The 13,186-nt window shown below is 71.5% G+C and carries 12 protein-coding genes; 10 read left to right on the forward strand and 2 right to left on the reverse strand.

What is annotated here, in order from left to right:
- The first annotated feature begins 7 nt into the window (after positions 1–7).
- From AB0I94_RS09030 to AB0I94_RS09040, 3 genes are all read left to right on the forward strand, one after another.
- The gene (locus AB0I94_RS09030; protein WP_363308798.1) at positions 8–934 is read left to right on the forward strand and encodes a dihydrodipicolinate synthase family protein; all 927 of its coding nucleotides are present in this window, start codon (positions 8–10) and stop codon (positions 932–934) included.
- A 46-nt stretch (positions 935–980) separates the two neighbouring features.
- Complete coding sequence (locus AB0I94_RS09035) at positions 981–1,982, forward strand: proline racemase family protein (RefSeq protein ID WP_363308799.1); 1,002 nt, start codon at positions 981–983, stop codon at positions 1,980–1,982.
- A gap of 85 nt (positions 1,983–2,067) precedes the next feature.
- Positions 2,068–2,763, forward strand: a complete 696-nt coding sequence (locus tag AB0I94_RS09040) for a GntR family transcriptional regulator (protein WP_363308800.1) — start codon at positions 2,068–2,070, stop codon at positions 2,761–2,763.
- A 49-nt stretch (positions 2,764–2,812) separates the two neighbouring features.
- On the opposite strand, the gene AB0I94_RS09045 is transcribed toward AB0I94_RS09040, so the two are convergent.
- Positions 2,813–4,141, reverse strand: coding sequence for a phytase (locus tag AB0I94_RS09045; RefSeq protein WP_363308801.1), 1,329 nt, complete (start codon positions 4,139–4,141; stop codon positions 2,813–2,815).
- A gap of 273 nt (positions 4,142–4,414) precedes the next feature.
- Between AB0I94_RS09045 and AB0I94_RS09050 the strand changes: the two genes are divergently transcribed.
- The 4 genes from AB0I94_RS09050 (at position 4,415) to AB0I94_RS09065 (ending at position 8,445) form a co-directional block, all read left to right on the forward strand.
- Positions 4,415–4,867: an ATP-binding protein gene (locus AB0I94_RS09050; protein ID WP_363308802.1), complete on the forward strand. Its 453-nt coding sequence runs from the start codon at positions 4,415–4,417 to the stop codon at positions 4,865–4,867.
- A gap of 241 nt (positions 4,868–5,108) precedes the next feature.
- On the forward strand, positions 5,109–6,836 hold the full coding sequence (locus AB0I94_RS09055; RefSeq protein WP_363308803.1) for a PP2C family protein-serine/threonine phosphatase: 1,728 nt from the start codon (positions 5,109–5,111) through the stop codon (positions 6,834–6,836).
- Positions 6,833–8,035 (forward strand): cobalamin-dependent protein, encoded by a 1,203-nt coding sequence (locus tag AB0I94_RS09060; RefSeq protein WP_363308804.1) that lies wholly within the window; start codon positions 6,833–6,835, stop codon positions 8,033–8,035. The genes AB0I94_RS09055 and AB0I94_RS09060 overlap by 4 nt, the downstream gene beginning before the upstream one ends.
- A complete protein-coding gene (locus AB0I94_RS09065) occupies positions 8,032–8,445 on the forward strand; it encodes an STAS domain-containing protein (RefSeq protein ID WP_363308805.1) in 414 nt (137 codons plus the stop codon). The genes AB0I94_RS09060 and AB0I94_RS09065 overlap by 4 nt, the downstream gene beginning before the upstream one ends.
- Here AB0I94_RS09065 and AB0I94_RS09070 read toward each other — a convergent pair.
- A complete protein-coding gene (locus tag AB0I94_RS09070; protein ID WP_363308806.1) occupies positions 8,416–9,303 on the reverse strand; it encodes a DUF72 domain-containing protein in 888 nt (295 codons plus the stop codon). The two genes, AB0I94_RS09065 and AB0I94_RS09070, sit on opposite strands and share 30 nt — an antisense overlap.
- Before the next feature lie 336 nt (positions 9,304–9,639).
- Between AB0I94_RS09070 and AB0I94_RS09075 the strand changes: the two genes are divergently transcribed.
- From AB0I94_RS09075 to AB0I94_RS09085, 3 genes are read left to right on the forward strand one after another with little or no spacing between them, the layout of a single operon-like run.
- Positions 9,640–10,041, forward strand: a complete 402-nt coding sequence (locus AB0I94_RS09075; protein WP_363308807.1) for a hypothetical protein — start codon at positions 9,640–9,642, stop codon at positions 10,039–10,041.
- Entirely contained in the window at positions 10,038–12,143 is a 2,106-nt protein-coding gene (locus tag AB0I94_RS09080) for a bifunctional polysaccharide deacetylase/glycosyltransferase family 2 protein (protein WP_363308808.1), read from the forward strand. Before AB0I94_RS09075 ends, AB0I94_RS09080 begins: the two co-directional genes overlap by 4 nt.
- Positions 12,140–13,186 carry an LCP family protein gene (locus AB0I94_RS09085; RefSeq protein WP_363308809.1) on the forward strand — a complete coding sequence of 349 codons (1,047 nt, stop codon included), beginning with the start codon at positions 12,140–12,142 and terminating at the stop codon, positions 13,184–13,186. The genes AB0I94_RS09080 and AB0I94_RS09085 overlap by 4 nt, the downstream gene beginning before the upstream one ends.

The following is a 13,186-nucleotide window of genomic DNA, read 5'->3' on the forward strand; positions in this document are numbered from 1 at the left end:
CACGCCCATGACCACACCGATAACCCCGCCCACGCCCACACCCCCCGACCACCCCCGCCCCTGGCACGGCGTCCTCGTCGCCACCGCCCTGCCCCTGAACGACGACCTCTCCGTCAACTACGGCCGTTACGCCGAACACTGCGCCTGGCTCGTCGAGAACGGCTGCGACGGCGTCGTGCCCAACGGATCGCTCGGCGAGTACCAGGTCCTGACCCCCGAGGAGCGCGCCAAGGTCGTGGAGACCGCCGTCACGGCGGTCGGCGGGCGGCGCGTGATGCCCGGCGTCGCCGCCTACGGCTCCGCCGAGGCCCGCCGCTGGGCCGAGCAGGCCAAGGACGCGGGCTGCGCCTGCGTGATGCTGCTCCCGCCGAACGCCTACCGCGCCGACGAACGCTCCGTTCTCGCCCACTACGAGGAGGTCGCGAAGGCGGGCCTCCCCGTCGTCGCGTACAACAACCCCATCGACACCAAGGTCGACCTGGTGCCCGAACTCCTCGCGAAACTGCACGCCGAGGGGTACGTGCACGGCGTCAAGGAGTTCTCCGGCGACGTGCGCCGTGCGTACCGGATCGCCGAACTCGCCCCTGAGCTCGACCTGTTGATCGGCGCTGACGACGTCCTGCTCGAACTCGCGGTCGCGGGCGCCAAGGGCTGGATCGCCGGATACCCGAACATGCTGCCCGCCGCGTCCGTCGAGCTGTACCGTGCCGCCGTGGCCGGTGACCTGGCCACCGCGGGCAAGCTCTACCGGCAACTGCACCCCCTGCTCCGCTGGGACTCCAAGCCCGAGTTCGTCCAGGCCATCAAGCTGTCCATGGACATCGCCGGACGGCACGGCGGCCCCTGCCGCCCCCCACGGGTACCGCTGCTGCCCGAGCAGGAGAAGGCCGTGCGCACCGCCTCCGAACGGGCCATCGCCGCCGGGCTCGCCTAGCGGTACCTTCCCAGGCCGCCCCGCCCCCGTACGAAAGGCACCGGAAATGCGCAGCAAACTCGTCCTGCACGCGGTCGACTCGCACACCGAAGGCATGCCGACGCGGGTGATCACCGGCGGCATCGGCACCGTCCCCGGCACGACGATGAACGAGCGCAGGCTCCACTTCCGCGAGCACCGCGATGACATCAAGCAGCTCCTGATGAACGAACCGCGCGGCCACGCGGCGATGAGCGGCGCGATCCTCCAGCCGCCCACCCGGCCCGACTGCGACTACGGCGTGATCTACATCGAGGTCTCGGGCTATCTGCCGATGTGCGGGCACGGCACCATCGGCGTCGCCACCGTCCTCGTCGAGACCGGCATGGTCGAGGTCGTCGAGCCGGTCACCACGCTCCGCCTCGACACCCCGGCGGGCCTGGTCGTCGCCGAGGTCACCGTCGAGGACGGCGCGGCGAAGGCCGTCACGCTGCGCAACGTGCCGTCCTTCGCCGTCGCTCTCGACCGCAAGATCACCCTGCCCGACGGCCGTTCGGTGACGTACGACCTGGCCTACGGCGGGAACTTCTACGCGATCCTGCCCCTGGACCAGTTCGGCCTCCCCTTCGAGCGCGGGCGCAAGGACGAGATCCTCGCGGCGGGCCTCTCGCTGATGGCGGCGATCAACGCCGAGGACGAGCCGGTGCACCCCGAGGACCCTTCCATCCGCGGCTGCCACCACGTACACCTCCACGCGCCCGGCGCCACCGCCCGGTACTCCCGGCACGCGATGGCCATCCACCCCGGCTGGTTCGACCGCTCGCCGTGTGGCACGGGGACGAGCGCGCGCATGGCCCAGCTCCATGCGCGCGGAGAGCTTCCGCTGGACACGGAGTTCGTCAACGAGTCCTTCATCGGCACGCGGTTCAGCGGACGGCTGCTCGGCACCACCGAGGTCGCGGGCGTCCCCGCCGTACTGCCCAGCTTCACCGGGCGCGCCTGGGTGACCGGCACCGCGCAGTACCTCCTCGACCCGGACGACCCCTTCCCTGCGGGCTTCGTGCTCTAAGGCTCTAGCGGCCCTGGCGGGCTGGGATACTCGTGGCCCGTGGCACTCATGGCACGTGACATTGCACCCAGGAGGAACCCTTCCCATGGCCGCCGTCCAGCGCAACCGTGGTCCGTCCGCAGCCCCCGCCGCCCTGCCGAGCCTGGGCGGGACACGCAGCAGCTACCGCGAGCGGGTCGCGGACGCGCTGCGCGCCGCGCTCATCGCGGGTGAACTGCGCGCGGGCGAGGTCTACTCGGCCCCCACCCTCGCCGTACGCTTCGGCGTCTCCGCCACCCCGGTCCGCGAGGCCATGCTGGACCTGGCCAAGGAGGGGCTGGTCGACACGGTGCCGAACAAGGGTTTCCGGGTCACAGCGGTCTCCGAGAAGCAGCTCGACGAGTACAAGCACATCCGCGCGCTGATCGAGATCCCCACCACGGCGGAGCTCGCCACATCGGCGGACGCCGCCGCGCTCGAAGCCCTGCGGCCGGTCGCGCGGGAGATCGTCACGGCGGCGGCCGACGGTGACCTCATCGCCTACGTCGAGGCCGACATCCGCTTCCACCTCGGTCTGCTCGCGCTCTCCGGCAACGACCACCTCGTCGAGGTGGTCGGCGACCTCCGCAAGCGCTCCCGCCTGTACGGACTCCAGGCGCTGGTCGACGCGGGCCGTCTTCAGGCATCGGCCGAGGAGCATCTGGAGATCCTCGACGCGCTGCTCGCCCGCGACGAGGACGCCGTACGCGCGGTGATGACCCGCCACCTCGGTCACGTGCGCGGCATGTGGGCGGCCGGGTAGCCCTCCGGCCGGCGTTCGCCCGCCGGAGGAGCTGCCCGCGGTCGCCGGGTCAGTCGTCGACGGCGTCGAGTACGTCGCCCAGATCCACGAACTTGAAGCCGGTGGAGGCCCGCTCGGGGTCACCGGGTGTGTCCTGACCGTCCTGCACGACGAGCAGGCCATGCGGGTAAGCGGCGCCGAGCGGCTTGTTGAGGACCGCGGCGCCGTCACATTCCTCGGAGCCGTCGAGCGTGGCGGAGGCGGCGGTGACGCGGAAGCCGCCCTCGTACTCGTTGCGGTCGGACACCTCACGGTCGTACGCGGCGAAGGTGTTGTCGCCCTGGCTGGAGGCCAGCAGGTAGCCGTCGCCGTCACCTTCGTCAAGGAGCGTCAGACCCTCGACGTCGGCCTTGAGGCGCTTGCCGCCATAGCCCGGGTCGGCGCCCGCGGCGCACTCCTCGGTCACGGGGTCGTACGTCGCGGGGACGCCGTACTCACGTACCTTGTCGATCAGTTGGGGCTTGCCCGTCAGGTCGGCGCGCAGCCGCCAGATGCCGACGTCCTCCTGGCCGGCGTAGAGCGTGCCATCGGCCGGATCCACGACCATGCCCTCCACCTGCGGCAGTTCGCCCGGCTCACCGCAGGGCGACCAGGAACTGCCGTCGGGCAGGCGGAAGTCGGTGGGCAGGTCGATCGTGCGGACCTTGCGGTAGCCGACCGTGCCGTCGCTCTTCGGGGTCAGTTCGAGGAGAGCGACGCGGGTCCGCTCCCGCTGGCTGACCAGAGCGTACGACCGGCCCGTGGAGGGGTCTGTCCAGGTCGCGAGGCCGTACGCCGTGCGCTGCTCGTTCATCTCCGCCTGCGAGGACGAGAAGACGGGCGCCGCGGACGGGTCGGTGACGTCGGTGAGCGGGCCGCCGGAGCGTTCGCGGTCGATGCGGTAGACGCGCAGCCGGTCGTTGCCGCGGTCGCTCGTCACGGCCAGGTCGGCGCGGCCCGACGGCAGCCGCAGTCCGTGCACCAGGTCGACGTTGTTGAAGCGTCCGGGCGCGTCCTCGGGTCCGGGCGCCGCGGGTGCGGGAACGGACTGCACCTCGCGCGCGGAGAGGTCGTACACGCGCAGTCCGCCCTCTTTGGCGGTGGCGACGACCAGGCTGCGGCCCGGGTCGGCGGGGTTGCGCCAGATCGCCGGGTCGTCGGCGTCGGCGTTGCCGCCCGCGTCGTCGTCGTGCAGGGCGGGGGTCTCGGCGCGCGGCTGGACGGCGGGCAGCGCCGTGGCCGCGAGGGCGCCGGAGCCCAGGGGCGCGGTCGCGGCGACCGCCGCGAGCGCCGCGACGAGAGCGATGCGGGGCAGGGCGGGGCGGGCGAGGACGCCGCGGGGTCTGCGGAGCTTGGCCATGAAGGGATTCCTTTCTGTCATGGGCCGGTCATGGGTACCGCATGACGAATCCACTCTGTGATCTTGCCGTGAAGACTTGCCGTCAGGCGGTGCGACGGGTGGCGGTCCGGGAAGTGAACGGAGTGTGTCACCGGCAGGCGCGTGTTCGTAGAATGTGCGCCCCGAACAGCACGTGAAACGGGCCGTTCGAGATGACGGGCACCTCGGGGAACTCCGGGTCGGCCGAGGGCCTCGGTACGACGCTGTCCACGGCCCTGTGAAGGAGTCCCGCGCGTGAGTTCCGACGCACCATCCGACTGGCCCCGCGAGAACGAGCGCTCGGCGGCGCCGCCGGCCGCTTCGTCACTCCCGCCCACGGCGGCCGCGGCGCGCGCACACGTGCGGTGTGTCCTGCGGCACCGGACCGACCGAGGCGAAGGCGCGGTCACCGAACGCACCTTGACCGACATTCTGCTCGTGGTATCAGAGTTGTTCACCAACGCGCTGCGGCACGGCGATGGCGTCACCCGGTTCGAGGTGAGCGCGGAGGCCGACGAGATGCGGGTGACGGTGGGCGACCGTTCGACGGACCTGCCGCAGCAGCGGAACACCACCGACTCGCATACGAGGCCGGGCGGCGAGGGCGGGTTCGGGTGGCCTCTCGTCCGTGAACTGGCCACGGAGATCACCCTCGTCCTGGAACGCGGCGGCGGCAAGCGCATCACGGTGACGCTGCCCCTGTGCTGATCTGAGTTGACCTGAGCTGATCTGAAACGAGCCGGTCGCTTGCCGGGTTGATGGTCCCCGTTTGCTGAAACGTGTACGTGGTACCCGTGTTTCTTACGGGCCAAGTGCCGCGAATCAACGCCGATGGGGTGAAATACCGGCAAATGTCTTCCCTCAACGCCGTTTTCAAGGGAGACGGTCGTCGTGCGCCCGCTGACGCGCTCTGGAAGGGAGGTGGGGTTCGCATCGCGTGCCCATCGCCATGAACGCACCGGAACAGCTGGAAACGGAGACGCGCACCACACCATCGGTCCTGGCTGACGCCTGGGTCACCGCGCCCTACCCCGTGGTCGTCGCCGACGGCGCGGGCCGGGTGGCGGCCACGAACGAGGCGGCGAGGCTTCTCCTGCCGACAGCGGTGGACGGCACGGCCCTTGGGGAGGTCGCACCACGGTGGCTTGCCGAGGAGCACGCCAGGCTGGCCGCAGAGCACGCCCGGTCGGCCGCAGTGGACACTCGGCCGGACGGTGACGGCGCACGGCCCGGCCTGCCGACGCGGACGCGGGGGGAGCCGGACGCCGTGCGCGGCGAGATCGGCGAGCGGAGCTTCGAGGCCCGCCCGGCCCGGCTCGGCGACGGACACTGGGCATGGTGGCTGGCGGAGGACACGCACCGGTGCGGGGCAAAGGACGACCTCCGCGCCGAACGAAGACGTACGGCCCTTCTCGCCGACGCCTCGCGGCAGTTGTCGGCCTCCCTCAACGTCGAGCGATGCATGGAGGTGACGGCCGCCACGGCGGCGGGGAATCTCTGTGACGCGGCGACAGTGATCGCGCCGGGCCGCGGAAGCGTGCACCACGTGACCTGCACCGGACCGGCGGGGGAGGTCACCCACTCCACGCTGGACATCGACCTGTCGGAGGTGCCGGGCCTCAGCGAGGCGATGCAGGGTTTCCCGCCGGTGCCCTCGCGGTGGATCGACCCCGCGACGCTTCCGGACTGGGCCGTGCCCGCGCATCTCACCGGCGCGGTGAGCTCGGTGGCGATCACCCCGCTGCCCGGTCACGGTGTGCCGGCGGGTGTCCTGATGCTGCTGCGGTCCACCGAGCGCAGCGCGTTCAGCGAGGCCGAGGAGGCCTTCGCCCGCGCCTTCGCCGCTCGCGCCGGCGCGGCGGTATCGGCGGCGCGGCTCTACGCCGAACAGAGCGCCATCTCCCGCACGCTCATGCGTGACCTGCTCCCGCCCGACCTGCGCCCGATGAACGGAGTGGAGTTTGCCGGGGGTTACCTCGCCGCGGGCGCCGGAGAGCTCGTCGGCGGCGACTTCTACGACGTACACCCCGGGCAGACCCCGGAGGACGAGACGCTCGCCGTTCTCGGTGACGTCTGTGGCAAGGGCCTGGAAGCGGCAGCTCTCACCGGCAAGATCCGCAATACGGTGCAGGCGTTGCGGCCCATGGGGCACGACCACCAGAAGCTGCTCGCCCTGCTCAACGAATCGCTGCTGCGGGCCGAGCACGCCCGGTTCGTCACGCTGGCACTGGCCTCCGTGGCCCGCCGGGGAAACTCCGTGGACCTGCGCGTCACCAGCGCGGGCCATCCCCCGCCGCTGATCGCCCGTGCGGACGGCAGCGTCGACGAGGCCGAGACGCGGGGCACCCTGATCGGCGCGCTGCCACAGGTCACGTCCAGCACCGCGCATGTCCGGCTCAAGCCGGGGGAGGTGTGTCTGCTGTTCAGTGACGGCATCATCGAGGCCAAGGGAGGGCCGTTGGGAACGGAGGTGTTCGGCGAGGAGCGGCTGTCGTCGGCGCTCTCGGAGTGCTTCGGCATGGTGGCCGAAGCGGTCGTCGAGCACGTGCAGATGCTGGCCGCGCAGTGGGTGGGCCGGGGAGCGCACGACGACATGGCCGTGGTCGCCATAGCCGCACCGCGCCACCAGCACCTCAGCGCCGTGGACGGACACACCCGAGGCAGGTACACCGGATGATCGCTCCCATCCCTGATGTGGCCGGAACTCGCGGTCTGAACGGAACTCGTGGTCTGAGTGGACCTCTTGATCTGTCCGAAACGCCCGACCCGGCCGGAATCCCTGATCCGGGCGAAGCCTCTGATCCGCTCGAATCGGCCCGCGCACAGCTGTGGGACGACGTGCGCGACGGCGACGAGGGCGCGGCCACCCGCACCGTGCGGGCCGCGGTCGAGGCGGGCCACGGATGCGAGAGCGTCCTGCTGGACCTCATCGCCCCCGTGCAGGCGCGGGTCGGCGCCGAATGGGCGGCGAACCGCATCAGCGTGGCCCAGGAACACGCCGCGACGGCCATCAACGACCGGGTCATCACGCTCACGGCAGATGCCGGCCTGCCGCTCCCGGACACGGCACGGCGGCGCGGACGCGTCACCGTCGCCTGTGTGGACGGTGAGTGGCACGCCCTGCCGGCGCGGCTGCTCGCCGAGGTACTGCGCCTGCGCGGCTGGCAGGTCGACTTCCTCGGCGCCCACACCCCCACCCCGCACCTGGTGCGGCACCTGCATCAGCAGGTGCCCGACGTGGTGGCGCTCTCCTCGTCGATCCCGACGAACCTTCCTGTCGCCCATGCCGCGCTCACCGCCTGCCAGGCCGTCGGAGCGCCGGTGCTCGTCGGCGGCGCGGCCTTCGGGCCGAACGGGCGGTATGCCAAGTCCCTCGGTGCAGACGCCTGGGCGGCCGACGCGCGGGACGGGGCCGATCTGCTCGAACGCGGCCTGGTGCGCCCGCAGGTGACGCTCCATCAGGCCGTGGGCGATTTGCCGCACCTCATCGACCAGGAATACTCGATGGTCGCCCGCAGCCGGGGCGAGCTGGTCAAGGAGGTGCTCCGCGAGTTGGAGGAGCTGTTCCCTCCGATGGCGCGCTACACGGCGCAGCAGCGGCAGCACACCGCGGAGGACATCGCGCACATCGTGGACAACCTGGCCACGGCGCTCTACCTGGACGACGACGCGCTTTTCACCCGGTTCCTCGACTGGACGGCGGACATACTCACCGCCCGGCACGTCCCCGCCCACAGCCTCCTCCTCGCCCTGGAGGTCCTGGGCGGCAGGCTGGCCGATTTCCCGCGCGCCACGCGCGTCCTCGACACCGCCCACGGAGAAATCAGGACCGGAGAAGCCGGCATCGGAGAAGTCAAGACCGGAGAAACCGCATGACCCGACCCGTCTCCCGCCTCGACCTGCGCACAGAGTTCCAGCAGGGCGTCCTGACCGTCCATGTCGGTGGAAGCCTGGAGCACGGGGTGACCGACAGCCTCGTCGCCACCGTCACCGAACAACTGGACCGCGCCCGCGCGAGCGGCCGTCAAGCGCACCAACTAGTGCTCGACCTGGCTCAGTTGACGTTCGTCGATTCCATGGGGCTGGCGTCCCTGCTGATGGCCCGCCGCGTCGCGGACGCCCATGGGGTCGCCCTCAGGCTCGACCGCCGCCCCGACTGCCTGGACCGTCTGCTGCGGCTCACCTGCACCTTCGACCACCTCACCGCCTCCAACGCGCCCAAGGGCGCCGCCTCGTCCGACCAGGCGGCGGGCGGGTCAGGCACGCCGGACATGCGGGGGAAGTGACGGACCGAGCAGCCGCTCCATGGACTCGGCGGCTCGTACGGCGGCGTCCGCGCAGCAGTTGTTGAACAGGACGTGAACCCGTTCTGCCTGCTCGGCGAGCGTAAGCAACCTGGGCACCCACTCGGCGAGTTCGTCATCGTCGTACGCGTACCGGAAGCGGTCCTCCTTGCTGCCCCGTCCCCATGCGGTACTGCGGCCGTGGAACCGTACGACGGACAGCCGAGGTGAGGTCACCGGCGCGCCGGGAGGCAGCGAGGACGGCAGCGTCCGGTTCATGTCGACGCCGACCGCCGCCATGCCGTGGCCGGCCAGCAGAGCCGTGGTGGCCGCGGTCTGCTCCGGGCGCCACCAGTCGGGGTGCCGGAACTCCACGGCCACCGGCCACCCCCGGGCCCGCCGGGCGGTCAGGGCGAGGAACTCCTCGGCCCGCTGCCCGGGCCGCAGCCACGGCGGGAACTGGAACAGCACACTGCCCAGACGGCCGGCTTGCCGCAGCGGCTCGATCCCGGCGGCGAAGCGCCTCCACACCTCGTCGAGCAGACCCGGGTCCCGGGCGTCGACCTGCCGCATCCCTTCCCGCAGGTCATGGGGGAGCGCGGCTGGGCGTGCGGGGTGTCCGGTGAGCAGCGAGAAGGCCTTCACGTCGAACGTGAAGGAGTCCGGCGTGCGTTCGGCCCACAGCCGGCTGTTGCGTTCGCCGGGCAGTGCGTAGTACGTCGAGTCGACCTCGACGACGGGAAACCGCTCGGCGTAGTACCGCAGCCGCCCTTCCGCGTCGCGCCTCCCCCTCGGATACCACCCGCTGCGGACAAGCGCCGGATCGGTCCACGAGCACGTCCCCACAAGAATGTCGCCCATGGGGGCCCGGTACCCACAGGGGACGCCTGCCGGGCATGGCATTTCTCACGTGACCGTCATCGCGCGCCCGAGTAGGGTCGGGGGCTGCGTGACACCGACGGCCGCACCCTGGCCTCCCTGCCCTCGTGAGGGCGCATGCGTACGCGGCTTTCGCGTACGCGGCCTTTCCGGCCCCACCCGGGAAGGACGCACCGCATGCGCGTGGACGGGAAACCCCGTACGCGCCGGGCACCGGGATGCGGCTCCTGACGTCTCACGGGCACTACGGCGGGCCCCCGGGTCCGTACCCCCACACACAAAGAGTCGCGCGTGCGCGGCCGCAGATCAGGAGCACCAGTGCAGGGCACCCCCCACATAGCCAGCACACCGCACGACGGGCGATTGCCGTCCGTGTCGCCGTACCCGTACCCGTCGGGCGCCGCCCCGACCGCACGGCGTCCCCCGGCCGCCGCCCCGCAACTCCCCGTGTTCATCGACCAGTCCGGCCGGCGCAGGCGTGCGCTGCAGGGTTTCGGTCTCCTCGTGGGCTGCGCGAGCCTCGGCTACCTGCTGTTCGCGGGCACGCTGATCAGCGGCCTTTGGCAGCCCGTCGGCACGCACCCGCCGAGTACGGACGCACCGGCGTCCTCCGGCGTGAACACCGACGGGCTGCCGGCCGGAGCCCGCGCGGACCGGGACGAGCACCGCCACCCGCCCGCCGCCAGATCCACCCCGCCGACCGGGGTCCGAAAGCAGTGAGCCGGGGCGCCGCCGGAGTCCGCCGCCCGCCGCGCGGACACTGGCTCGTGCTCCTGCTCGTCCTCCTGGTGGTCGCCGTCGCCCTCCTCTTCGAGGGCTGGACGACCCATCAGGTCGACGCCGCGCGCACCAAACCGCCGTGCACCCGCCCGATCCCGCGCGAGGCGGACGACGGGAAGCCACTGCTGCGGTTCGGCCCGAAAGGGGTCACCACCGTGGCCATGCCACCGGGGACCGTAGCGCTCACCTTCGACGGCGGGCCCGACCCGGTGTGGACGCCGCGCCTGCTCGACCTGCTGCGCGGGCACCACGCGCGGGCGACCTTCTTCGTCTACGGGAAAGACGCGGCCCGGCACCCCGAGCTGACGCGGCGAATCCTGCGCGAGGGCCACGAGGTCGGTTCGTACACGTACAGCGGCGGCGACTTCGGCGTCGCGTCGCCGCTGCGCGCCCGCCTCGAACTCTCGCTCACCCAGACCGCGCTCGCGGGCGCGGCCGGCGTCAACACCACCCTGCTGCGGCTGCCGCACACCACGGCCGCGGACACCCTCTGCGGCCCCCAGTGGCCGGCCGCGAAGCGCGCGGCGGAGCAGGGATACCTGGTGGTCGCGTCGGACCGCAAGGACCGCGAGCCGTGGCGAGGGGTGGTGACGCAGCACAGCCAGACCGACCTCGGCTACCGCGAGGCCGAGGAGTTGCTGCGGGACCGCCGGGTGAAGTCGTTCACCACCATCAGCGGCGGCCTCGGCCGGCCCTCGTTCACCGAAGGGGTCCCGGTCACCGAGGAGATCGAGGGCGAGGGTCTCGTCTGGTCCCAGCGGCTCGGCAAGGCCTTCCTCACCGTGATGGTGTGGACGCTGACCCTCGCGGGCGTGCTCGGCGTCCTGCGGATGCTCCTGTTCGCACTGTTCGCCCGGCTGCACGTGCGCAGGCTGCACCGGTTGCGGCCCGGCGCACCGCGACTGCGCGAGGTGCGGGATCCGGTGACGGTCCTGGTGCCCGCGTACAACGAGGAGGCCGGTATCGCCTCCACCGTGTACTCGCTCCTCGCCTCCACCCACCCGCACTTCCAGATCATCGTGATCGACGACGGCTCCACCGATGCCACCGCCGACATCGCCGAGTCCATCGCCAACGCCGACCCACGGGTGGCGGTGATCCGGCAGCCCAACGGCGGCAAGCCGAGCGCCCTCAACACCGGCCTCGCACACGCCCGGTACGACATCATCGTGATGGTCGACGCGGACACGATCTTCGAACCCGAGGCGCTTGCCCGACTCGTCCAGCCGCTCGCCCACCCGGCGGTCGGCGCGGTCAGCGGCAACACCAAGGTCGGCAACAGGCGCCGCCTGCTCGGCAAGTGGCAGCACCTGGAGTACGTGCTCGGCTTCAACCTCGACCGGCGGATGTTCGAGGTCCTGGAGTGCATGCCGACGGTGCCGGGGGCGATCGGGGCGTACCGCAGGGACGCGCTGATGGGCGTCGGCGGTGTCAGCGACGAGACCCTGGCCGAGGACACCGACCTGACGATGGCGCTCTGGCGGGCAGGCTGGCGGGTCGTCTACGAACAGTCGGCGGTCGCCTGGACCGAAGTCCCCAGCACCGTGCGGCAGTTGTGGCGCCAGCGTTACCGCTGGTGCTACGGCACCCTCCAGTCGATGTGGAAGCACCGGCACGCGGCGGTGGAGGTCGGCCCCGCCGGGCGCTTCGGCCGTCGCGTACTGCTCTACGTCACGCTGTTCCAGATCGTGCTGCCGCTGTGCGCTCCGGTCGTGGACATGTTCGCCCTGTTCGGGGCGTTGTTCCGCGACCCCGTGGAGGCGGCCCTCGTCTGGTTCGGTTTCCTCGCCGTCCAGTTGGTGACGGCCGCGTACGCGCTGCGGCTCGACCGCGAACGGCTGCGCGTGCTGTGGGTGCTGCCGCTCCAGCAGTTCGTGTACCGGCAGTTGATGTACCTGGTGGTCATCCACTCCGTCACCACGGCGCTGCTCGGCACCCGCCTGAAGTGGCACAGCATGAAGCGGACCGGTACCGCCGACCCTTACCTGCTTCACACGCCGCCACAAGAGGCGCGGCAGAGTCTGCAAGGGAGTGGACGATGACAGACCCCCTCCGTTTCGCCGAGCGCCCCAGTTCCCGCTACGGCCCCCGGCGGGCCCACGCCCGGCAGCCGAAGAAACGCAGGAGGCTGCGGCGGACGGTGCTCGTCCTGCTGACCGGCGTGATCGTCGCGGCGGGCGGCACGTACGGCTGGGCCGAGACGCGCCTCCAGCGCGACATCGACCTGGACACGTACGAGGACCGTCCGGCACCCGGCGAGGGCACCAACTACCTGATCGTCGGCTCGGACAGCCGCGACGGGCTCTCCGAGGGCGAGGTGAGGGACCTGCGCGCGGGCGGGGGCGGCGGGCGGCGTACCGACTCGATGATGCTGCTGCACACCGGGGTCAACGGCACCAGCATGGTCAGCCTGCCGCGCGATTCCTGGGTCACCGTGCCCGGCCGCCTCGACACGACGACGGGCAAGACGAAGCGGCCCGAGGGGGACAAGCTGAACGCCGCTTTCGCCTACGGCGGCCCGGAACTCCTCGTGCACACCGTCGAGCGGAACACCGGGCTGCGCATCGACCACTACGCGGAGATCGGCTTCGCCGGGTTCGTGAACATCGTCGACGCCATCGGCGGTGTCCGGATGTGCCTCGACCGCGACATCAAGGACAAGAAGTCGGGTGCCGACCTGCGCAAGGGCTGTCACACCCTGGACGGCAAGCAGGCGCTCGCCTTCGTCCGCCAGCGGCACCAGGAGAGGGAGGGTGACCTGGGCCGGTCGAGGAACCAGCAGAAGTTCCTGTCGACCCTCGCCCACCAGGCCGCCCGGCCCGGCACCCTCTTCGACCCGACGGAGATCGGACCGGCCATGCGGGCCGGGCTCGACACGCTCATCGTCGACGAGGACATGAGCCTGCGGGACCTCGGCGAGATGTTCCGCGCCGTGCAGAGCGTCTCGGGCGGCCGGGGCACCCGGCTCAACGTGCCCGTGTCCGGCTTCGGCGTCCCGACCTCCAAGGGCAACGTACTGAAGTGGGACGCCGAGAAGTCGGCCCGGCTCTTCGCCGATCTGCGGCAGGACCGGCCGCTGACATGA

Origin of the sequence: Streptomyces sp. NPDC050147 (genome assembly GCF_040660195.1) — a bacterium.
Classification (GTDB): domain Bacteria; phylum Actinomycetota; class Actinomycetes; order Streptomycetales; family Streptomycetaceae; genus Streptomyces.

What these genes read in the sequence shown, in the direction of transcription:
- AB0I94_RS09035 (WP_363308799.1), top strand. Translation starts at nt 981, where the DNA reads ATGCGCAGCAAACTCGTCCTGCACGCGGTCGACTCGCACACCGAAGGC.
- AB0I94_RS09065 (WP_363308805.1), top strand. Translation starts at nt 8,032, where the DNA reads ATGACCCGACCCGTCTCCCGCCTCGACCTGCGCACAGAGTTCCAGCAG.
- AB0I94_RS09060 (WP_363308804.1), top strand. Translation starts at nt 6,833, where the DNA reads ATGATCGCTCCCATCCCTGATGTGGCCGGAACTCGCGGTCTGAACGGA.
- AB0I94_RS09070 (WP_363308806.1), bottom strand. Translation starts at nt 9,303, where the DNA reads ATGGGCGACATTCTTGTGGGGACGTGCTCGTGGACCGATCCGGCGCTT.
- AB0I94_RS09055 (WP_363308803.1), top strand. Translation starts at nt 5,109, where the DNA reads ATGAACGCACCGGAACAGCTGGAAACGGAGACGCGCACCACACCATCG.
- AB0I94_RS09085 (WP_363308809.1), top strand. Translation starts at nt 12,140, where the DNA reads ATGACAGACCCCCTCCGTTTCGCCGAGCGCCCCAGTTCCCGCTACGGC.
- AB0I94_RS09045 (WP_363308801.1), bottom strand. Translation starts at nt 4,141, where the DNA reads ATGGCCAAGCTCCGCAGACCCCGCGGCGTCCTCGCCCGCCCCGCCCTG.
- AB0I94_RS09030 (WP_363308798.1), top strand. Translation starts at nt 8, where the DNA reads ATGACCACACCGATAACCCCGCCCACGCCCACACCCCCCGACCACCCC.
- AB0I94_RS09040 (WP_363308800.1), top strand. Translation starts at nt 2,068, where the DNA reads ATGGCCGCCGTCCAGCGCAACCGTGGTCCGTCCGCAGCCCCCGCCGCC.